The organism is Cupriavidus taiwanensis, assembly GCF_900250115.1.
GTDB classification, from domain to species: Bacteria; Pseudomonadota; Gammaproteobacteria; order Burkholderiales; family Burkholderiaceae; genus Cupriavidus; species Cupriavidus taiwanensis_B.
Window position 1 is genome coordinate 25,767 of the sequence record NZ_LT984805.1, and the last position, 19,551, is coordinate 45,317.

Here is a 19,551-nt window from a genome sequence, read left to right on the forward strand (position 1 = left end):
ATGGGCTTGCAAGCGCCGAGCAGACTCAGCGCGCAGCGGCGCACGACCTGGACGCGGGTGCAGGCAGAGTTGGGCGCGGCGCAGCGCCGGCCGAACGGGCCGAGGCCGAAGCGCCCTGGCGCGCCAGCTGCTGGCAGAATCGCGGGTGGCGCCCCCAGGCCCGGCGTCGACTGAGCAGGAGGCGCCAGGCAGGCGAAAAACTGGACGAAGAGCAGGCACGCCTACGGCCGCCTCCAAACCGGATGACGGCAGCGACAGTAGTCTCCGACATAGTTGCCTGCCAACTTCCTGACCCCCGCCATCCATATGGAGGATGTCAAGGCGACGCCAGCCTTTTTACGATCAATACAGCGGCGGCATGCGCGAGCATCGCTGTCACGTTTTTGATGACATAAAGGTGACACCGTCGCGGTCCGTTGCTACCCGAATGAAATTAAGTGCGATGCGGTGAAGCGGCTCCTACATGCCGGAGCGGTGTCAGTAGGCATTCACATTGATTCAGAAGCCCATGAACAACTTCAACTTCTTGCATGGCCACGACCCCGCGCCCCGCCCGAGGGATGAGTTGCTGTATGAATTTGTCGCTGCTGAACTGGCAAACTCAATGATCAAGCAAGGCTTGTGGGCCAAGGCGCTGTCTGACAGCAATTGGAACCAGCCCTCGGCAAAGGCGCTATATGTAAAGATGCGCGTCGCTCAGCTAAGGGGCGAAATCCTAGCCGAATCCCGGCAGCGAATGGCCGCCTTAAGCGATCCGGTGAGAGAAGCAAGAGAGTTTGGCCTCACTGAAGAGGAAGTTGAATATCTCGGGAAGCCAATAAAGGCAGTCCGCCACGTTGAAAAATTCCGCATCACCAAGGACAAACTCGCCGAAGCCATTGGTCGAGGAAAAATTCGCGCCGTACTCTGTAACGAGGTCTTGTGGGTCCAAGACCGTGCAATTGGCTAAGCGTTCTTTAGTGTGGTTGAAGGGAATCTGGCGTCTTGCTGCGTAAGCGGCCTGCTCCAAACGTGACCGCGTGGGCCGAAAGCATCCGGATGCCGTAATGGCGTGCGCCTTTGGACCTACATAAAGAAATTCGGAGGTATGGATGCTGCCTCCTCATCATGTAGCAACTGGGGGGCACGCGTATTGATGGCCCGCCTCGCCGATTTCTTGAGCCACTCACTGCTTCGTCGGCGTGAAGAGGGCCTGCGACCAAGAAACGCCCTTATGCGCTGCAGCGCATAAGGGCGTTTCTTGGTCAGGGGCCATGCTGGCCAGGAGGCTGACCATGCCCGCCTGTCGAGGGAAGTAACCAGCAAAGGCGCCGCCGGCTATAAACTCCAGGGCCACCAGACGGGCAAAAATCGGCAAGAGGTTTGCGTCCGACTGCGGCTTCGGTGCGCCAACTATGGCGATGTTCAACGCCTGAACCCGGCCGTCCTTCCCTTTGCCGAACTCGAGGCTCCCGCGGTCGCCAAGCTTAGGCGTCACGGTGCGTGTCTGTAGCGCCGTGACGTGGAAGAAGACGTCTTCGTGTCCGCGCGGACGTCGATAAACCCGAAACCCTTGTCTGTATGCCATGTCTTGACCCGACCCGCTTTTTTCATGATTCTCGTCTGTATTGTTGAGGTCCAAGTTTAAGGGATGAGAGGAGCGGGTTACGTGGACTCAGCAGCAGCCGAACGCCGACTGCTCTGCCACCCGTAGTCGGTGGGGTGTTGGTCTGATGCAACCCACCTTGTATGTCAAATCGGGTAGATTTGCCCGTGAGCGGAATGCCGCGGTAATGACGTTAAGAACAGCAACAGGTAGAGACATGGGTCGTAGGAGAAGGGAGCCGTCGCATAGCGAGGTGTTGATGGATGCGCCATGGTGGCCATGGTGAGCAGGGAATCAAAGCTTTTTCACGAGAAAGGTCACTGTCCAATGATGGAAGGTGTTGCAGCTTTAACGACAGCCATGAGCATCCCCCGTGTCAGATTAGGCCGAGTGCGCTTCCGGGAATGGAGGCCCCCGGGTCCATCTCGGTAATCTGGCGCCTCCCCGAAAGCCTTCAGCGACAAGGCTCTCTGACCAGTCACACCCAACATCCCCCCTGCAATTCGGATCGCACCATCTCTATGGAGGCAAGAAATGCCCTATCCTCGCTTGTGCGCATCGCGGTTGTTATCTATGCTTCTCAATAAAAATAAAGGGCATCTAATGTCGCCTATCCAAATGCATACTGCAGCAATCTGGGTAATTTTCATGCTGTCAAGTTGCGCCTCCGTGGAGGTCACTACGAAAGAGGTGCCAGTCGACACAAACACACCTCCGCCATTGCTTCGAGAAAAGACCCCGCCCCCCTATATTGGTCTGGCCTTGTCAGGTGGTGGCAATAGATCTGCACTGTATTCCTCATATGTTATAGACCTCCTTTCGGCGCTGCCGGTCCGAGCCATGGCTCCCACCCGCCAGTACAGCTTCATGGATACCGTGCAGTATATATCCAGCGTATCTGGAGGCGGCTTTGCTGCTTCCTACTATTCGACAAAGAGGGATGCCTCACTCAACGGGCCTGATTGGAACGCAACTAAGCAATCGTTCTATAGCCAATTTCACTCGAAAATGAATGAGAATTGGGAGGCTGCCATCGGGTGGAGATTATTCGCCACCATCTTTACAAGAACACCGATCGAACTGCTCGAGCGGAGCCTCGAGAGTGATTTCTTGAAGGGGGAAACATTTGGCTCATTGGCGCAGAAGGAGGCCTCCGGAAGGTCGCCCGTAATGATTTTCAATGCTACTCATTACGATACAGGTCGAAAATTCGTGATGAGTACCTTGCCGACCGCGACTTTCAAGCTACGCACTGATAAACTTATAATAGACATTCTTGAGTTGAAAGAGAGAAAAGCAAAGTTATCGCTTCTCGACCAGTCTTCGCTATCCGCCCGTATGTTTTCGAATATCGAGCGCTCGACCTATGCAGAGAGCTTCCATGAGGCCACTCCTGAACTCCTCAATACGTTGGTACCCGAGGGCTTTGACGCTATTCAGGGGCCGGGGTCCGCTTCCCTAGATTACGAGGATATGCCGCTGTCATTGGCAGTAGCGTCATCCGGTGCCTTCCCAGGGCTAGGTCCTTTACCATTAACAGTAAAAGCGCCGAATGGAAACGTTCTCGATTACACATACGTCCACCTGATTGACGGAGGAGTGACCGATAATAGCGGCGTAGAATCTCTGGCGCAAATATTTCTTCGTGATCTTATAAGCCCGTATACGAACAAGGTAAGTGGCACGGAAAAATCTCCGATCACGGAAAACATGGACTACGCGCTAATCATCAAAGTCGATGCGTCGCTCCCATTCAGGGAAAGTAGTCCTGCCTTCAAGAACAGGACAACGCCGCTTTGGACCATCCTAGCTGATCCCGGTCAACCCAGTGATATTCAAGAGGAAAGAACGAACTTTTATCGAAAAAGTCTTTGGCATTTTGCGGGGGGTAATACAAACATGGTAGCTGGAACACCTGACAATCCCATCAGCAGAATGAAAATCATCGAGTTCCGGCACACGGACCTTAGCGATGCCGACCAAGTAGGCGCGCTAGCGCTAGAAGGAGCTCCGAGGCGGATTAAAGATCGAATTCAACCGAAAGGGTGTCGCGTTCCATTAAGTCGCGAGGATGCGCAAAGGCGGCTCTCGGAAGTTTCTACAAGATATCATCTTTCCGATGAGTGTGATGTATCTTGGCTCCGAATCTCTGCTTGCTCATCGGTATTAAAGCACGCCCCGAATATCCAGCGCTTTTACCAACTCGCCGACGGAAAAGCTTCAGAATATGCTCTTGATAATTTGTATGAACGAACACGAATGCTTTGCCCGGAAATGTTCAGCGAATCATAGATGGCATCATTATTTCCGCAAGTGAGTAGGGTTACTGAAGCATTTTACATATACTTGTATTTTTTAAACAAAAAGAAACGACACAATAATATGAACTTTCGTGGCACGTATGCAGCTTTTCTGGGCCTTTGCATTGCTATTCTGCCAGGCTGTGCGACGCATAACACGGGTGAGAGCGGGTTGGCGGTCTTTAACCCAAATCCATCTCGCGACGTGAAAGCCCGGCAACCATTTTCGGTAGCGTACCACATGAACTCCAACAAGAGCCTTGAGACAGAAATTATTCCAGCGCTGAACGATTACCTCGGTGACATTCTGACTGCAGGAAACCTGGTTGACCAGCAGCAGAGTTATGTGTCTACAGCAACGTTTTTAGGCGCTTTGGCCGCAACATTTGGAGCGATATACGAAAAGACGGCGTTAATACTCACAGGTGTGGGGGTCAGCGGCGCGGGTTACGCTGTCGACAAACAGTACAATCTTACGGCCCAGTCTGTCGCATATGATCATGCCGTGACCAATCTCATGTGCGTGATAAATGCTGCAAACGGCGTCTCGGATAATGATATACAAAACACAATTGCCTATGCTGGAAAGGATGACGATAGGCTTGCCGGTGTAAATGCCAAAAATTCCATACTCATACAGGCCAATGCGGTAACGGCCCGCCTTCGGACTGCACTCAAGGCAGCGCCTAGATCAAATCCATCAGAGAATGATCTGGTTGCATATATGAACAAATTAAAGGCTAGTGAAGGAAAGCCGCAGCCGAACATGAATGGAGCCGCCGTTCAAAGTTTGATCCAAGATGAACAAGCTAAAGGTAGGAGCGCTAGTGAAGCCCAGCAACTGATTTTCGATAGATATTCGGTATCCATTACACGGGTACTACAGTTGAATGCGAATCTCGCTAAATGTCAAAATACCATGCTTTGATTGTGTGAGTGGCGTGAATTCTGTTCCTGCATCAGGTGAATGCCTGCGCCGGTCCTTCGGCCCAACCCACTCAAGATGGGCCAAGAACGATTGCAATTTGCGCCAAAAACGCTTGGCAGGTGACGAGGTGTGAATGGCCGTTGCCCTGCTTGCGCCATCTGTTTTGCGCAAGCAGGGCAACGAGGATCGCTTCTCAAGCCTCCCTTGGCGCTGACATCACGCCAGCAGCCACCCACACCCGCGTCCCGGCGGGAAGGCCCAGCATCACAGATCCCCTCCCACCAAGCTCGCTAGCAGAAGCCGTAGAACAACACACTCAGGCTTGCCATCGAAACACACGCGCGCGCCACGACATGCGATGACAAGCCCGGTCGATCGGCTCCGCCGCCGGCGGCGACGTCATGTGCACGGGCAGGATTAAATCGGCCGGAGCCAACGCGGATGTCGCGGCTGGCTCCTGATCCCGCCACAACTTCGACACGAGATTTGCGTTCAGGCCATGCGCGCGGGCAACTTCTGACAGCGAGCGTGTCGGGTCTCGTGCTTCTGCCACGACCTGCGTGTGGAACTCTTTTGTGCAGTTCGTGGAGCCATACCGGCGACCCCGCGCCTTGATTTCTATTTCATCTTGTCCTACCAGATTCTGATGGGAATTAGACCGCGTCTTCGGACTCTCATGAACATACGGTGCTGGTGCAACGCTTACGACTTTGGTTAAGCGTAGAGAACAGGCCGAGCAAGCTCTTTCCAAGAGATATTCCATCGTTGATGCCGTTACGCACGTGCGCCACCGGCAAATCGACACGAACGAACATCGCCAACTCAGAATCCGCCGTTTCAGGCTTGGATTGCCAGGGTGGCGAAAGACCGCGAGGTTGAAAATGCGCCAGCGATGGACTACTACTATCGACACCCACACCCACGCTTACGTAGGGCGCTACGCCAGTGGCCATGAACCAAAGGACAGCGACGGAGGAGGAACCTATGCATGAAGGTTCAGGCAGCTGGGGCTTCGCACGGCCGCTCCGCTTAATTGTTTGCATCGCAATCCTCTCATCTGCCAATGTCGCTTATGCTCGAATGCCGATGGTCGAGCCGCCCGGTCAGCCCATCAATGACGACCTCTTGGATGGGTTTTTGCGTCAAGGTGGGTGGAGCCAAACTGCGGATGATGATCCTAGTGCCAGGCAACTTGAGGCAAGTTACATTAAGGGCATTGTTGACGCATACGTGGCGAAGCCATCCGATCCTAAAGCGATCAATGACTTGGGGTTAGTCGGTCTGGCGCTGGCGGTGGCGGAATGGGGAGTAGAGCCTGCTGATGGACTACCGGACGACCCTGCCGGAAAGAACTGGGGGGGCGTCATTGGCGCAGACGGAAAACGTTTAATGAGCTATTCGAAGGGCGCGATTGGTGTTTCCCATGCTGACAGCGATTCTCTCGCTGATTTCTTCTCCTTCATCAAGAAAGATAGAGGAGATTCCCTGCCACAGGCGACGCGGTTCTATCAGCTTCAAGGCATCAATTTCGACCGGCTTTACGCGGACGGCGGCCATTGCAACAGGCCTTCGACCGTAATTGTTATTGATCTGAACGGAAAGCCATTTGGATACGTCGAGCATGGATATGCTGGGGATCGCTATTGTGGAATATACAGAAAGTACAAAACCAACGAAGAAGACTGGAGAATTTTTCGGCACAATATGCGCCTCGTCCTTAGAACCAGGGAGGGGCAGGCTTATCTCATCAATGCATGGTTGAAGGAATATTGGTGGCCCTCTTACCGGAAGGTCGCCGGGCAACCTAATGGAAAAATCGAGGACGTTATTATCAATTCACGGATTCGCAACTCATCTCCTGTCACGGCAAACTGCACGCTGGGAAAGGCAAGGAGTAGCGGCGATGCCATCTCAGCCCAACTAAATGCGTATGCATCGAAGGACTGTCATGGGAAGCCGGATCACAAGCGACGTTGGCCGTATATGATGCGCGCGGTCGTAGTCTACAGATTTTATGCTAATCATCAGTTAGCTGAGCAGACACGGCAAAAATAACCACCATGTTTCGCGTGGCGCATTTGATTTCGACCATAACGTCTGAGATATTGGGCGTCAATGAGCTGTCGAATACCAGAGCGAACCCCCGTTGTTCCAGCGATGGGGGCTGACACCCAGACACTTATATCTGCGTTCAGTCGTACGTAATTGACATCCGCGGGAGGATTTTTCCAACCCCTGCCACTATTATGCCAAGCCGTCCGCCTTCAACGGACAAGACACCGCTGTTGCAATCTCCAGTGGTGATCACACTGTCTGGCTCCCAACGGTTTGACCACGTTCGCCGTTGTTGTGCAGCCTAAACTCAAGTCGCCACTGGCTCGTGATTCGCCTGGCAGCCCTGCGCCATTCCCCGCTGAGCTTGGATGCAACTGGCGCTGCCTACAACCGCCTCGCCCGTGGACACTTTGGTGCTTGTGCTCGTGCTCTGGGTTGCCGGCTTCTGGCTCTGTACCGCAGTCTCCGACCAGCAGTGAGCATTACTAGTCGGATAAACATATCGGACGCAGTCTGAAACCAGTCCTATTAAACATCGAATGGCTTTCATTAGCACATTTTTGTTGGGCCCTTCTTATCTCGCTTGCCGTCAACTACCTCTCTGCCTGGCGGCACGCAGTGCGCAGCTAGTTTCTGGGCGCAGCGCTTTCTTTCTTCGCTCCGATTGGGCATTGATGCTTGTATCGGAGGGGTTGGCCCGAGGAAGAATGGGCGGCCACATCATAAGGCACATTCCACAATGGAGATGAAGGACTGGCTATTCCTTTGTTTGATGCGTCCATGCGAATCCAATTGAATTGTGACCTTTCCAATTGAGTTGTGTTCATTACCCCCAATCGTTGCTATTTCGCTATCCGAAGCTTCTACGACGATGGCCGAGTGCGAAGCATACTTTTCGTGTGCGGCGGCGTAATCGAAGTCGAAGTGCTCGCCAGGTTGATTATTTTGGATAATGTCGCCAACTTTCGGAGCGTACTGTTCAATTCTTCGCCCCCAAAAAAATCCCGTCCCATCCTGGGCATTCTTGATTGCCCGGAAACAAAACTGAGAATGTCGACGCGCGAACACAAACCCCACGGGTGCCACCGCCGCGTCCTCCGAGGCTCGCTTTACGCACCAACTCACGAATACCGCCGACCAATACACATCCGTTCCTAGAAACGTTTTGCCGAGATCCTCCCAGTACTGACGGATTTGCTCGGCAAGGATTGGATTATCCTCGTTCATCTCGTGATACTTCTGGTGTTGTCCCTTCGCTATCGCAATGAGGCATTCTTGAAAGAGGGTCGGCATGAAGGCTCCTGCACGGAAAGGTAGTATTTGGTATAGACGATTTTAATCGCGGAGGGCAACCTCATTGGTGAAAAAAACGGGGAAAACAGGGCGTGAACCAGAGACGCGCGCTAAAAGCCGGCAAACCGCTTCATGACCGTTCCGCGCCTCAACAAATGACCTCGTCATCGCCAGTCAGGATGCGTTGGTGCTATTTGCGACGCCGGCTCGCGAGCCCAGTCGCCTTGGAGGCAACCCCGGATTGCCGGGTTCCCAGCGCGGCCGATGGGGGTGGTTCGATGAACCGCATACAGCAACCTCCAACCAACCTGACACACTGACTTGCTCGGTTTAAAGCTAAGGAAGCTCTTTTTATCGTCGGTATAGCCAAGTTTTATGCGCATGCCGGGCACGAACGCAACGCGCGATCGGCGGAAAATCGATACGTCGGCGGCGGACGTGCAATCCAAACAGCGTCGATGAATGCGCTTGCACGTAGCTCCGATCAGCTTCGAAGATTAAACGGAGACATATTTTGGGTTGACGTCATGAGCGCTTACGAGCAACTGTCGCCTATTGCCACTAATCGGTGGCAGATGAAGGTTCCCCAACGGGAAAGATCGAAATTGCGAGGGTCGTCGTGTCCGCCGCCAATGTTACGATCTATTGCGACGTGAAACGCGGGCACTAACCACTCCCCTGCGCGGACGCTGGCATTGATATAAGCAAGTGCCAATCGGTCATACTGTGCGTCGGTAAACCCGGGAGATTGGGAAATTCTGTCGTTTATACATTTCCCTTTGTCATTTAGAGGTGATTGACCTGGCTTTAACTCTACCGAACGGACCTGAACACTCTCAACGTGCAGAAAAATCCCCTTAGATCTTTCGCCCACAACCTTGTTCTCAAGTCTCGTCGCACGCCAAGGAACCGAGAAATCTCGTTCTTGGGGGCGCACCGTCTTTCCGTCCCGCGTGATGAACATGTGCGCTTGTTTGTAATCTTTCCAGCGTTCTACACGATTCCATGGCGCCGTCGGCAAATCAGCGCTCGCTAGACGTTTGATGTTTGCACAGACGTTGTCGCTTGTGTCGTGAAGAACGAAATATCGTGCAGAAGGTCGGCCGTTTGCGTTAGACCGGGATAGGGGCTTGTCTAGCAGACCTCCTATCCGGACATCAAAATCATAGCGAGTTTTATTGTCGCCTATATTGTTTTGAAGTGTTATACCCGCCGGCGCGTCAGGATAGAAGCGCTTCGCAAGAGACGAGAAAACATTGAGCCGTGACTCCGTTTCATAAAATGTCTCATCCAGATACGCATTGGTCTTGATATTTTCTTCGGCCAATTTTATTCGAATGGACGCGGCGTCTTCCCGACTCTTATGTAGTAAGTGCTGGTAATCTTGTAGCTTATGAAACTTAGCTCGCAAGTCAGACAGCTGCGCGCTTACTGCAGCGTATTGATCCAACGCCCTTTTATCCGATAGATACCTAAGTTTGGCGTCCACCGACTGGTTAAGTTGGTGAATCTCCAACTCAAGATTCCTTTTCTCCGTCTCCAACCTCATTCGTTCCTGGCCGAGTCGGGCTATGCGATTTGTCAGCAATTGCGAGTGAAACGCTTCCACTTCCTGCAGATGCTTCAAAGTTTCGTCGCGAAATGCTCTTTGGAGTTCGCCATACATAGCGAGCACCTTCTCGCGCGGAATATCTGCGCGTGCTTCGAGGCTCTTCTGAACGTTAGAAAGAGCGTTTTCCACGACAGCTCTCTTGTTTTTTAGCGCACGGAGACGGCCCGTCAAATCGTTTGCTTCTTTCTCGATTTGATAGTAATCCTCCGCGACGGCGAACTGCGCTAGATCGCTCTCAAACCTTGCAATTTGCTCTTCAAGATGTTTTGCTTGCAGCGACGCATCCTTGCTACCGGTGTAGTATTCTCGAATGAAAGGATCGTTCTTGAAGTTTCTCTCAAAAAGTTCCAGCTCAGACTGTCGAGTGCGAAGTGAGTACTTGTTTTCAACCAAAGAGATATCTATCCCAAGCAGGAACAAATTCCGTAGCAAGACCGTATATGGCTCTCGATCTGATGAGGTAATTTTTGGATCGTTATAGTCAGCTTTGGATCGCCGAATGAAGCGCGGCAGTAGTGAACGGAAACTAAGTTGCGACCCACCCCAATCAGGAAAATGAAAGCAAAGCTTCCCTAGTAGTTCGTTGAAGGCCTTGACTTTCAATATTTGCCCGTTCAGGGAAATGGTGCCTTGCTTGTCGGTGCTACGCGATGAAGAATAAGCGGTTTGTCCAATCTCAAAGCGCAGCGTAAATTCCCAACTGGGAAGATGTTGGCGAAAGCTCGTATTTGTACTGGAGCCCAAACAAAAATGAATGATTTCGATCAGTAGGGACTTTCCAACGCCGTTATAGGATCGACTGTCGTCCTCGCCATGCAATTGATCTTTCCGCGAGCCAATGACGAGCGACACGCCCGTCCGATTGAACTTGACGGTCTTAAAGGTGGTTCTATTCGATGTAAGCTCGATTAGGCGCATAAGGCCGCTTCCGGGCGGTGGCGATGCAGTTCACCAGCGTCATTCATCTGAATAAGTCCGAGCGCAAACAAAGCATCGAGAGCCAGCACCATGTTGTCGAACGTCTGGAAGGCTGGATAGCATGAGGCTTGTCGCTGAAAAGCGCGCCACAGATTGTCGACTGTGATCGGTTGAGAGACGTTTTCCATGACGAAAGCCCCGAGACCGAGCAGGGACTCCGCAAAAGAAATGTGCTTGTCAGGAAGCAACATTGTTCGGTTCCTCGAAAATGTCACAGGCTTCAAAGTACTTCGCCATGAGAACCAAAGCAGCGTCGCGCCGCAGTCGATCTGCAGCGGGATTGTTGGTTTGAGGCGCAACTCGATTCAAGATAAACGCGAATCGCAGGTCACCGAGCGTAACGCCTGATTCACCTTGGTCATCCTTGACTGCAACAATGCTCTCCGCATAGAACCCAGCCAGAAAGTCACGCAGTGCTTGCTTGGTGAAATCGCTGTTTCGACTCAAATAGTCATCGATCTGCCATGTCTCGCGTTGCTTTGCTCGCAGCCAATCGCCGTTCTCGGCGAGTCCGTTGAATTCGATTTTTTCTTCGAAATCCGGTGCAATTTTTTTGCCTGTCGGAGCGCTCTGGGGCGGAGAGTTTTGAATATGCTGGATGACTTCTCCCAGGACGGTGTAGTCAAGGCCCTCCAACGAATCCCACGTCGGTAAACCGCCTACAATCATGCAGATTTGATCTTCAGGCAAGCAAATAAACTCTTGCTCCAAATGCTTGCTGAGAAAGGCTTCGCAGGCGTTAAGGCTATGGTCCGTTTTGATCGTGGCCAGAGTTTTCTCGATGTCGAAGACGGTGCCGCGATATTTATCGTTGAACACAAATACGTACTCGCGTGGGACGCAGAATGTGCCCCAGTACGGCAGCAGCTTGTCTTTGAAGTCTTCCGCTGCCTTCGCGATCGCAGCGCTCTTGCTGGCGGTAGGGTTTTCGGGCGCGAAGACTTGAAAGTACCTGCCAACAGCCTTTTCGTAGCCGTCGTTTCCGCGGTCTCGCTGGTTGCCGTACGGCTTGATTTTCAAAAATCCAGGTCGCGAATACTCCATGACCCGTCCGAACAAATGTTCGAATGCGAAGCCATCAGATCGGTGCACTTGGAGCTGGAAAAGCGTGCGGGCGAGATGCTTACGCTCGTTTGTCATCATCAACGTCCGTCTTGAATTCCTTGTTGTTTGGAGAATTCTAACATCGCAGGCTCGAACATCTTCAGTCGCCTCGGCCGCCAACCTGGCGGCCGAGGCGACGCTAAGCAGTCAAGCCCGAGAGCGCTCAAAGTCGTGAGCTAAACGTGGTACACGAGTCACTTAAGCCGGTTTCCGCCACTTGCTTTGCCTTTCTTCGTCGCCGCGGGCTGCGGATATGATACCTGTATAAATATACAGCAGCGGAGCTTGATGGAGCTTTCGCTATCGAGGGCTCGAGGCTACCCGCACACTGGCCACTATCCTATCCAGCTATAGCGCCTGTACCGGCCAGGCGGCCCGACCGTCACGCCGGCGCGCTCGTATAACGCGCGAGGCAAGCCCGCCGCCAAGTCCGCTAGCAGCGCCTAGTGCACATGGAGGGGCAGGTCGTTCAAGTCCTGGCCAAGGGTCGCGCGGAGCTGAAAATCGGGGGCTCTGCCGGCCATTGGAATGAGTTCGCCCTTTGTCTCTCCGGGTGATTGCCGTCATTTTTTGCTTGAAATTGGATCTCTCCAACTATCGCGAATTAAATCACGGCATCACGCGAGGCGCTGCGCTCCGCTCGCTAAATGAGCGGGTATGTATCTTTCAGTCTCGTTCCGGCTTTGAGAGGCACGACTCTTCCCTCTGCCCAGCAATTTTCACCTTCATTGCCTCGATTGCCCGAGGACTCGCTCCAATTAATTCCCGTCCATTCATGCTCCATATAGACGTCGCCAACCCGTCATGTATAGCGACCCTCTCCTTGCTAACCTCTAGAGCAAATCCCGTTGTTAGCGTTTTTCCATCTGCTACCAGTTCAATGCATCGCACACGGCCACTCTGTACGGGACATCCTTCAGCCATCGCGGCCCGCTCTTCGGCGACTTGACGCATGGCAGCGAAATCTCCAAGGGCGGCTGGAACAACCAGTCCTAATGCCAACAGAAAGATGGGGCCAAACATCAGCATTGGGAACATCGTGGCACAGACCACGATGAAAGCAATAATCTTGGCGTTTCTCCCAAATACCCGGGTTGCGCCATTCCGAAGCGCTTTGCTCTTGCTGCTCAAATAGTCAAGTGCGAGAACAAGCAGCGCTATGCCAGTCCCAAATGACATTAGGATAACCATGTACGTCCATTCCTTGCCGAAGGCTACCAGACCGTTGGTTAGCACACTAAGCGTAGCGGCAATGCCGAAATAGATGTAGTCGAGTCTATCAACGCGAAACATCTTCCAGTCGATTCCGTATACGCCCAACCGAGTATCGTGATACACGACCCCGATGTAATACGTCACGGTAGACAGAATCAAGATAAGGATGGACAGCCCAGCGGGGGTACGCCAAATAGCGGTTTTCGACGCGGTCGTCGGGGACGCACCGGTCGGCCTCGGTTGCTTCGCCCACGAAGTACTTGGGGCTTCCTATTAGCAGGATTGTGTTTCACGGTAATGCATTGGGAAGTTATTCACAGACAAACTAACGGCAGACTGCAGGGAAACTGAATAAACCGGTGTAGCGCCATCATAAAAACGCGGCTGCCAGATGGAATGGCGGAAAAACCTTGGATGTCCGGCGTCTCGCGAAACCTATGTCACGTGTCATGCTGAACAAGACGCTTCCTCATGTCGCCAAGTCGTTTTGGCTTATCCCCTATACAGCGACATCGGGTGATCCCAGTTGGGGCGCAGGGCTCGGGATGGCCTGGATCCGACCGGCGTCGGTTTGCACAATATTGTTCCTGCTGGTCGCCCGCCAGGTGGCCGTTTCCGAGGCGCCGGGAACAATTTTATGCCAAGGAATTTTGCTGAAGATTGTTCCTCCGGCCGACGTTTTGAGTAATTTTGTTCCTTTGCCAACGGCTCGATCCGTTGCTGGCGGCGCACTACGGCTTGCGGAGCCGGGAACGGTTGCCGTCAGGGGGTGCCGCGCGATCACGGTGCCAAGTCGGGGCCACGCGGACGGGGTGGGAGGGGCTACCGCCATGCTCTGGCCGCCTCGCAGTCGCGCCCATTAGCCGGGCCCATGGGGCCAGGCACAAAATTCTGCAAAATCCGGGAACAATATTCTGCAAACCGACGCTGGCGGTTCCGCTTGCTTCACAAGCAGAGCCAATTTGACATAACGCCAGATCGGCGTTTTTTTGCTGTGGGCTGGAGTGTTATGTTTGGTTGAGAGGCCAGCCGGCTGCGGTCGCAGCCAGTCGCTCAGTCCGCCGTCGGCGCTCTGTCCCTGGAGGCAGGCGCCAAGTCGAAATGGCCGCGGCATACATGGCATTGCACGCCCAAACCTCTTCCCCGTGCTTATAGAAGACGACCCATTTGCCGTCGCTGACGCAATGCGCGCCGGGGAAGACTTCGGCATGGCCGTTCGGACTGTCCAGCGGAAAGGGCGCGTGCGGCGTGGCCCAGTAATTGCCACGCGGTAGGGGCGCGATCGTCTTTGGCATGCAGGCCCGATGTGGTGTCACGGGCGGCGCGGTCCCGCCTTCGTATGGCGAAATGGGGCCGCTTGTCAATCCTGCAACGGGCGTAGCATCACGCCGCGACATCCTGGTGTAGTCTCGCCACCCAACTACTCCTGCTATCCGGCAATTTCCATGACGCGACATCTTCAATTCTTGGCCCGGGCCTTCTGCGTCGGTGTCATCATTGTGATCGTCGCCATTGTCTCCCGGCAAGTCTATCTGCGCAGCGCCGCAGAGGCTGACGTAGCCGATGCGGATGAGGAACCCGCAACAATGATGTTGATTCGCTGCGAGACGATGCACGATCGTCTGCAGAATGAGCACAGTTTGGCTGTAGAGGCTGACTCGCGGCCGCGTGCTCGTTGTCGAGAGTCCTGAGCTGGCGAACGCTCTCCAATACTGGGACGCTGGTGGGCTCGGATAGTTTCGTGATCGTGAAACTATGAAAGAGGGGAAGGGGTACCGAGTGGTGCAATTGAATTGGATGCGAAGAGATTGGCGTATTTTGAAACGCAAGCCATGGGGACTTTTGATGCTACCGGCCATCTGCAGAATAATGAGCCAATAGGGACTAATGACGCCTCGCGCCCGGCACATCGTCCATTCGGTGCGCACGCGAACTGACGAGCTCCTAGAGTCGACCCCAAAATGGCCAGATAACCGGGGTAGGCCGCCATGCGAGCAAGTGCCGTGCGACGTCATCTGGAGCGCCTCGGCATCGCTTGCCGCGGGGTCACTACCCATCCAGAGCTCGCTGGTGTGGTCGTCAATAATCAAGACCTGCACGTCTGCATATTCCCTGACGGATGGATGCGTCTTGGGGAGTGGGTCGCACCAGGTCGCTTTCGTTTTGCCCCAGCGACTCGGTCGGTAGACGTGCTGGCCTGGCAGATTCGCCAACGGCTCGTCGCCAGGCCATGACTCTGTAGTTCTGCCGCTTCGGTTTTCTGGGCTGAGCGCAGGGCAGCGCCTCGGCCGCCAGATCAATCGTCTCTTGCCGTTTAGGGTTGTTCGATGCCTGCCGTCATCCGCAGGAATGTGAGTGTGCCACCGCGCGTTGCTGGCAGGCGTCGAACAAGCCTAAACGGACACGGCCCCCGCGAGCAAATCGCCGGCTGGCCACCGGTCGCTCGACTTTGGGCGGCGACGACCAGCCAGCCTCACCCGACTCGCCCGAGCAATTCGGGCGGCCCGCCACTCGAAAGACAAGGTACATGCAGCTATAAACTGCGAGAAAGCGCTTTGCCCTTATCTCCCGTGGCACTTCTTGAACTTCTTGCCGCTGCCGCAAGGGCACGGGTCGTTGCGACCGGGCTGGTCGCCCTTCACCACGGCCTCCACGCGCGGGCCCAGGCTCTTCCAGATCTGGCGCAGGTCGTAGACAGCCCAGATCGCCTCGCCGAAGGTTTCCACGCGCGCCAGGCTGGTGCTGGGCGGGCCATCCTCACTGTACATGCAGACCTCGGGTTGGCCGGTGTCGTCCTCGGTCAGAGCGACGATGCCGTCGAGCGCGTCGTCCAGCCACTGAGCAGCCTCCTTGTCGCGCGGGGTGGCCCATTCCTCGGGCCAGTTCTCCACCACGAACATGAACCCCAGCGCCCACACCTGGCCAAACGACGGGATTTCCCGCCCGTCCATCTCGGCACGCTCTTCCTGGGGCAGGCTCAAGATGGCGCCGCGCATGTCCATGGCCTCGGGCTGGAAGGTGCGTTCGTCCTCCAGCGTCTCCACGGGCTGGTCGAGCTGGTGCTCCACCTCGTTCCATCGGCGCTGCCACAGCTCCATGAAGCGGGCCTGCTGGGCCGCATCATGGAACGCGGGTAGCAACGGCAACGGGCTGCCCTCGGCCACGTCGAGCGCCGCGCCGTCGCCCAGCAGCATGGGCAGGTAGTCGGAAGCGGGGATGCAGCGGCGCGTGCAGACCAGGGCCGTGAGAAAGCCGTCGCAGAACTCCCATTGCGGGATTTCCTCAGCGCGCTGGCGCAGGTCGTCCAGCAGATCGTCAAGCTCCTGGAGTTCGTCGGGCGTCAGGGCGGTGGCTTCGGTCATAGGGTGGGTTCTCGCGGTGCGGGGCGGGGATGCGCTGGACGCATCGCTGCGAAGTATAGCGCCGCCCCATTGCAGAAGTGCGGCGTACAACTTGCAAGACCGTGACGTTCGGTACCGCGCGCCAAGCCGGGTGCACCCCCGCGACCGTTCGCCGGAGCGGCGGCCGCTCCCGAGTGGCTCCTTTTGGCCGGGTACGGTCCGACGCCGAGCAAAACTGAGCGGCTTCCTGGGCCGGCCCGCGTAGGGCAGAGGACGACCCTTCAGCGACATCCGCGATCCTGAACTCGTCGCCTCAAAGCAGTCAGTCGGACCCGTGCAGACCCGCCCGAAGGGGGCTCCGCAGGAGGAACACATAGGCAGACGACCGTTTGGTTGATTGAGCGTTAGCATCCAGCCGTCGCACTTTGACGCTGGCGATCAGTCGCTCGGAGGCTTGATCTCGTCGGTAGCCTCACACGTGTCATAGAACATTCCCTAAGACAGATGTTTGTGGAGGAAGGCGGCGACATTCTTTACCGCATAGTCGATCTGCGCCGGTTGATCGTAATAGTCGAAATGGGTGCCGTCCCCCCACGCCAATTCCTTCACTGCCCCCAGGAGCGAGTAGAACTTCTTGGCCTGCTCAGGGAAGGCGCATCCGTCGGAGTGAACCATAATCGTCGGAACTTTGATGGCCGACGCCTTGCTCACCGGATCGAAATCCAACCACGGCCCGTGCGACATCACGGCGAACTCGTTCTTCCACTCTGGAACGCCGCCGCGCGCCTTGTTGAAGTAGTAGTCGTAATTTCCCTTCGGGTTGTAATTCAGGGCGCTCGGATCATCCACGCTGTAGGTCGGCACCGTCACCTGCTCGCCGCTCCGCTCGAATCTCAGCTTCGCCTCCGCTCCCGCCGCGCGACGCCGCGCAATTTCCGCCGCGCCGACAAGACGTTCGTTTAACTCGGGGTCTGGAAGGAATGCAGCGACCGTCGCAAACGCCTTGACGCGCTCATCGGCAGCGACGAGGTAAGCGCCGTTTCCGCCTGATGTGCACACTCCGACCATCCCGATAGCCTTCGTATAAGGCAAGGCAGTTAGATACGAGACGGCGGCTTTCAGATCGCTCAATTTTGCGGCGGGAGACTCCAATTGCCGAGGCTGCCCTTCGCTTTCGCCATAGTGACTGTAGTCGATCACAAGCGCCACGAACCCGTTCTCCGCGAGCGTGCGCCCGTAAGCGCCCGCCATCTGCTCTTTAACCGAACTTAGAGAGCCCGCCACGACGACCGCCGGGTAGCGGCCGCTCTCGTTCAAGTTCTCGGGCTCGAACAGGTTTCCCGCCAGCGTCAAGCCATCTCGCTTGAAACTCACTTTACGCATCATCATGCTTCCTTCCAAGTTGTGTGGATTCCGTCGGGCCGGCGACGTGCAGCCCGCGACGAGTCCGGCGACGCCTAGGGCCGCGACCGCGAGAAAATCGCGTCGGGTTGGTACATTCATCTTCGTTCCTTCTTCAATTGGGTCGAAAAACGGCGGGGCGCTCGTTAGAAATCAGCCCGTCGCGATGGCGCGCCAGAATGCTGAGAAGCCGTCGGCGCAAGCGGTTTTGGCGAGCTTGGGCTCCGCGGCGATCGAATCGATAGTGGCCTCGGCCATCGCAACCATCAGCGCGCCGACGAATGCCGGGGGCTGCTTGCGCAGCGCCCCCAGCGACCTGGCCTTTATCAATAGGCCGCTGACGACTTGGAAGCTTTCCGCGGCCGACGCCCGCGTTGTGGGGGTGATTCGGTCGGAGACTTTGAGCTTCGCCATCGCTTGGCGCTGCGCTGGATGCGCCAGCCCCCAGCTCACGTAGGCGGACCAAAACTGCCCAAGACTTTCGCGCAAATCCTTAGAGCCCGGCGGTTCCGAATAAGCCAGTCGCAGCTGGCTTTTGAGGTCCAGATACAGCTGATTGGCCAGCTCGTCCTTGCTCCCAAAGTAGATGAAGATGGTCCCCTCGGCCACGCCGGCTGCCCTCGCGATGCGAGCTGTGGAGGCGGATAGTCCTTCCTCTGCGATCAGCCGAGTGGCCGCCTCGAGGATCGTTTGGCGCTTGTCTGCACTGAGAGGGCGGGCCATAAAGAGCAATGAGTGAGTGAACGCTCATTCTATCGAACGGAGGACATTCGTCAACCGACGGACCGACCGACAGGGTTGTAGGTCAGTGCCGGGGAGTCGACAGTCGCCAAGGGCAGCTAATGGCCGGCTACTGCCATTGCACTTGACGTCGTCACATGCTTGATGCGGGCGGAGGGAGGCTCGGCCGGCGTTGCGGCGGCAGGGCAATAAGGTCCGATAACGAACTGCTTATCGGGCCGAAGGGTGATACAGGCGAATATCCCGAAAACTGCTGGACTTACTGTTTGGGGCCCGCGGGCACCTTTGTCGCTCGGGTCCTTGCTGACGGTACCCGAGCGTGATCGAACAGCTGTGTTAGGAGCCGGATTTTAGGGCTTACTTGTCGCCATAATGAAGCCGACAAGCGATAATGGTCAGTTCATCGTCGTTGGCGAAATACACCAAGCGGTTGCTGTCGTCGATTCGCCGCGACCAGTAGCCCGACAGGTTGCCTTTCAGCGGCTCGGGCTTGCCGAGCCCGTCGAACGGTTCGCGTTGGGCGTCCTGGATTAGGGCGTTGATGCGCTTGAGCGTTTTCCTGTCTTGGCCCTGCCAATAGACATAGTCTTCCCAGGCATCTGGCATAAAGGTCAACCGGCGCGTCATTCAGCGTCCGGGTCGATCAGGTCGTGCTTCTCGGCCATGCCAGCGCGATGCTGCTGAATAGAACGCAGCAGGCGCGCGGCGTTAGCCGGCGAGCTAAGCAAATGCATCGTTTCCATCCAACTGTCGTACTGGTCTTGCGACATGATGACCACGTTCGGCGCGTCGCGGCGTGTGATGAGCACAGCGTCGTGGTCGTCGATGGCCTGGTCCATGACTGCCTTTAGGTTGCTGCGGGCGTCGGAGAAATGGATGGTACGCATACCGACCTCCTTAGATTACTAGTACTATAACTTGTACAAGTATAGCAAATCTACGTGCTGAAGGGGCTGACGCCTGGCGTGCAAGAGGCACTTGGCCAGAAACGTCATAGC

At 55.5% G+C, this 19,551-nt stretch carries 15 protein-coding genes; 4 read left to right on the plus strand and 11 right to left on the minus strand.

Features of this window, described 5'->3' with window-relative positions; genetic code table 11:
* Positions 1 to 508: 508 nt before the first annotated feature.
* On the plus strand, positions 509 to 949 hold the full coding sequence (locus tag CBM2586_RS29270) for a hypothetical protein (protein WP_012354412.1): 441 nt from the start codon (positions 509 to 511) through the stop codon (positions 947 to 949).
* Between the two features lie 216 nt (positions 950 to 1,165).
* Here the strand turns inward: CBM2586_RS29270 and CBM2586_RS29275 are convergent, their stop codons facing one another.
* Positions 1,166 to 1,567 (minus strand): cold-shock protein, encoded by a 402-nt coding sequence (locus tag CBM2586_RS29275; protein ID WP_181924291.1) that lies wholly within the window; start codon positions 1,565 to 1,567, stop codon positions 1,166 to 1,168.
* Positions 1,568 to 2,119: 552 nt separating this feature from the next.
* On the opposite strand from CBM2586_RS29275, the gene CBM2586_RS29280 reads away from it, so the two are divergent.
* The 3 genes from CBM2586_RS29280 (at position 2,120) to CBM2586_RS29295 (ending at position 6,868) form a co-directional block, all read left to right on the plus strand.
* Positions 2,120 to 3,877, plus strand: a complete 1,758-nt coding sequence (locus CBM2586_RS29280) for a patatin-like phospholipase family protein (RefSeq protein ID WP_012354415.1) — start codon at positions 2,120 to 2,122, stop codon at positions 3,875 to 3,877.
* 249 nt (positions 3,878 to 4,126) lie between these two features.
* Positions 4,127 to 4,813 carry a hypothetical protein gene (locus CBM2586_RS29285; protein ID WP_145987451.1) on the plus strand — a complete coding sequence of 229 codons (687 nt, stop codon included), beginning with the start codon at positions 4,127 to 4,129 and terminating at the stop codon, positions 4,811 to 4,813.
* A 984-nt stretch (positions 4,814 to 5,797) separates the two neighbouring features.
* Positions 5,798 to 6,868: a hypothetical protein gene (locus CBM2586_RS29295; RefSeq protein ID WP_145987452.1), complete on the plus strand. Its 1,071-nt coding sequence runs from the start codon at positions 5,798 to 5,800 to the stop codon at positions 6,866 to 6,868.
* A gap of 720 nt (positions 6,869 to 7,588) precedes the next feature.
* On the opposite strand, the gene CBM2586_RS29300 is transcribed toward CBM2586_RS29295, so the two are convergent.
* From CBM2586_RS29300 to CBM2586_RS29345, 10 genes are all read right to left on the minus strand, one after another.
* Positions 7,589 to 8,161: a DUF2272 domain-containing protein gene (locus CBM2586_RS29300; RefSeq protein WP_012354420.1), complete on the minus strand. Its 573-nt coding sequence runs from the start codon at positions 8,159 to 8,161 to the stop codon at positions 7,589 to 7,591.
* 535 nt (positions 8,162 to 8,696) lie between these two features.
* The gene (locus CBM2586_RS29305; RefSeq protein ID WP_145987453.1) at positions 8,697 to 10,625 is read right to left on the minus strand and encodes a hypothetical protein; all 1,929 of its coding nucleotides are present in this window, start codon (positions 10,623 to 10,625) and stop codon (positions 8,697 to 8,699) included.
* 56 nt (positions 10,626 to 10,681) lie between these two features.
* Positions 10,682 to 10,942, minus strand: a complete 261-nt coding sequence (locus CBM2586_RS29310; RefSeq protein WP_018003931.1) for an ABC-three component system middle component 6 — start codon at positions 10,940 to 10,942, stop codon at positions 10,682 to 10,684.
* Positions 10,929 to 11,894 (minus strand): ABC-three component system protein, encoded by a 966-nt coding sequence (locus CBM2586_RS29315; protein ID WP_012354424.1) that lies wholly within the window; start codon positions 11,892 to 11,894, stop codon positions 10,929 to 10,931. Before CBM2586_RS29315 ends, CBM2586_RS29310 begins: the two co-directional genes overlap by 14 nt.
* Before the next feature lie 627 nt (positions 11,895 to 12,521).
* Entirely contained in the window at positions 12,522 to 13,214 is a 693-nt protein-coding gene (locus CBM2586_RS29320; protein ID WP_240988750.1) for a hypothetical protein, read from the minus strand.
* 2,417 nt (positions 13,215 to 15,631) lie between these two features.
* Positions 15,632 to 16,432 carry a YecA family protein gene (locus CBM2586_RS29325; protein ID WP_012354428.1) on the minus strand — a complete coding sequence of 267 codons (801 nt, stop codon included), beginning with the start codon at positions 16,430 to 16,432 and terminating at the stop codon, positions 15,632 to 15,634.
* 474 nt (positions 16,433 to 16,906) lie between these two features.
* Positions 16,907 to 17,914, minus strand: coding sequence for an alpha/beta fold hydrolase (locus tag CBM2586_RS29330; RefSeq protein WP_115671161.1), 1,008 nt, complete (start codon positions 17,912 to 17,914; stop codon positions 16,907 to 16,909).
* 51 nt (positions 17,915 to 17,965) lie between these two features.
* Positions 17,966 to 18,535 carry a TetR/AcrR family transcriptional regulator gene (locus tag CBM2586_RS29335; RefSeq protein ID WP_012354430.1) on the minus strand — a complete coding sequence of 190 codons (570 nt, stop codon included), beginning with the start codon at positions 18,533 to 18,535 and terminating at the stop codon, positions 17,966 to 17,968.
* Between the two features lie 375 nt (positions 18,536 to 18,910).
* Positions 18,911 to 19,180: a Txe/YoeB family addiction module toxin gene (locus CBM2586_RS29340; protein WP_012354431.1), complete on the minus strand. Its 270-nt coding sequence runs from the start codon at positions 19,178 to 19,180 to the stop codon at positions 18,911 to 18,913.
* Positions 19,177 to 19,440, minus strand: a complete 264-nt coding sequence (locus CBM2586_RS29345; RefSeq protein ID WP_012354432.1) for a type II toxin-antitoxin system Phd/YefM family antitoxin — start codon at positions 19,438 to 19,440, stop codon at positions 19,177 to 19,179. The genes CBM2586_RS29340 and CBM2586_RS29345 overlap by 4 nt, the downstream gene beginning before the upstream one ends.
* Positions 19,441 to 19,551: the final 111 nt, after the last annotated feature.

Coding starts and splice junctions, on each gene's coding strand:
- CBM2586_RS29325 (WP_012354428.1), bottom strand. CDS start 16,432: ATGACCGAAGCCACCGCCCTGACGCCCGACGAACTCCAGGAGCTTGAC.
- CBM2586_RS29300 (WP_012354420.1), bottom strand. CDS start 8,161: ATGCCGACCCTCTTTCAAGAATGCCTCATTGCGATAGCGAAGGGACAA.
- CBM2586_RS29275 (WP_181924291.1), bottom strand. CDS start 1,567: ATGGCATACAGACAAGGGTTTCGGGTTTATCGACGTCCGCGCGGACAC.
- CBM2586_RS29310 (WP_018003931.1), bottom strand. CDS start 10,942: ATGTTGCTTCCTGACAAGCACATTTCTTTTGCGGAGTCCCTGCTCGGT.
- CBM2586_RS29345 (WP_012354432.1), bottom strand. CDS start 19,440: ATGCGTACCATCCATTTCTCCGACGCCCGCAGCAACCTAAAGGCAGTC.
- CBM2586_RS29280 (WP_012354415.1), top strand. CDS start 2,120: ATGCCCTATCCTCGCTTGTGCGCATCGCGGTTGTTATCTATGCTTCTC.
- CBM2586_RS29335 (WP_012354430.1), bottom strand. CDS start 18,535: ATGGCCCGCCCTCTCAGTGCAGACAAGCGCCAAACGATCCTCGAGGCG.
- CBM2586_RS29270 (WP_012354412.1), top strand. CDS start 509: ATGAACAACTTCAACTTCTTGCATGGCCACGACCCCGCGCCCCGCCCG.
- CBM2586_RS29330 (WP_115671161.1), bottom strand. CDS start 17,914: ATGAATGTACCAACCCGACGCGATTTTCTCGCGGTCGCGGCCCTAGGC.
- CBM2586_RS29295 (WP_145987452.1), top strand. CDS start 5,798: ATGCATGAAGGTTCAGGCAGCTGGGGCTTCGCACGGCCGCTCCGCTTA.
- CBM2586_RS29315 (WP_012354424.1), bottom strand. CDS start 11,894: ATGATGACAAACGAGCGTAAGCATCTCGCCCGCACGCTTTTCCAGCTC.
- CBM2586_RS29285 (WP_145987451.1), top strand. CDS start 4,127: ATGAACTCCAACAAGAGCCTTGAGACAGAAATTATTCCAGCGCTGAAC.
- CBM2586_RS29340 (WP_012354431.1), bottom strand. CDS start 19,180: ATGACGCGCCGGTTGACCTTTATGCCAGATGCCTGGGAAGACTATGTC.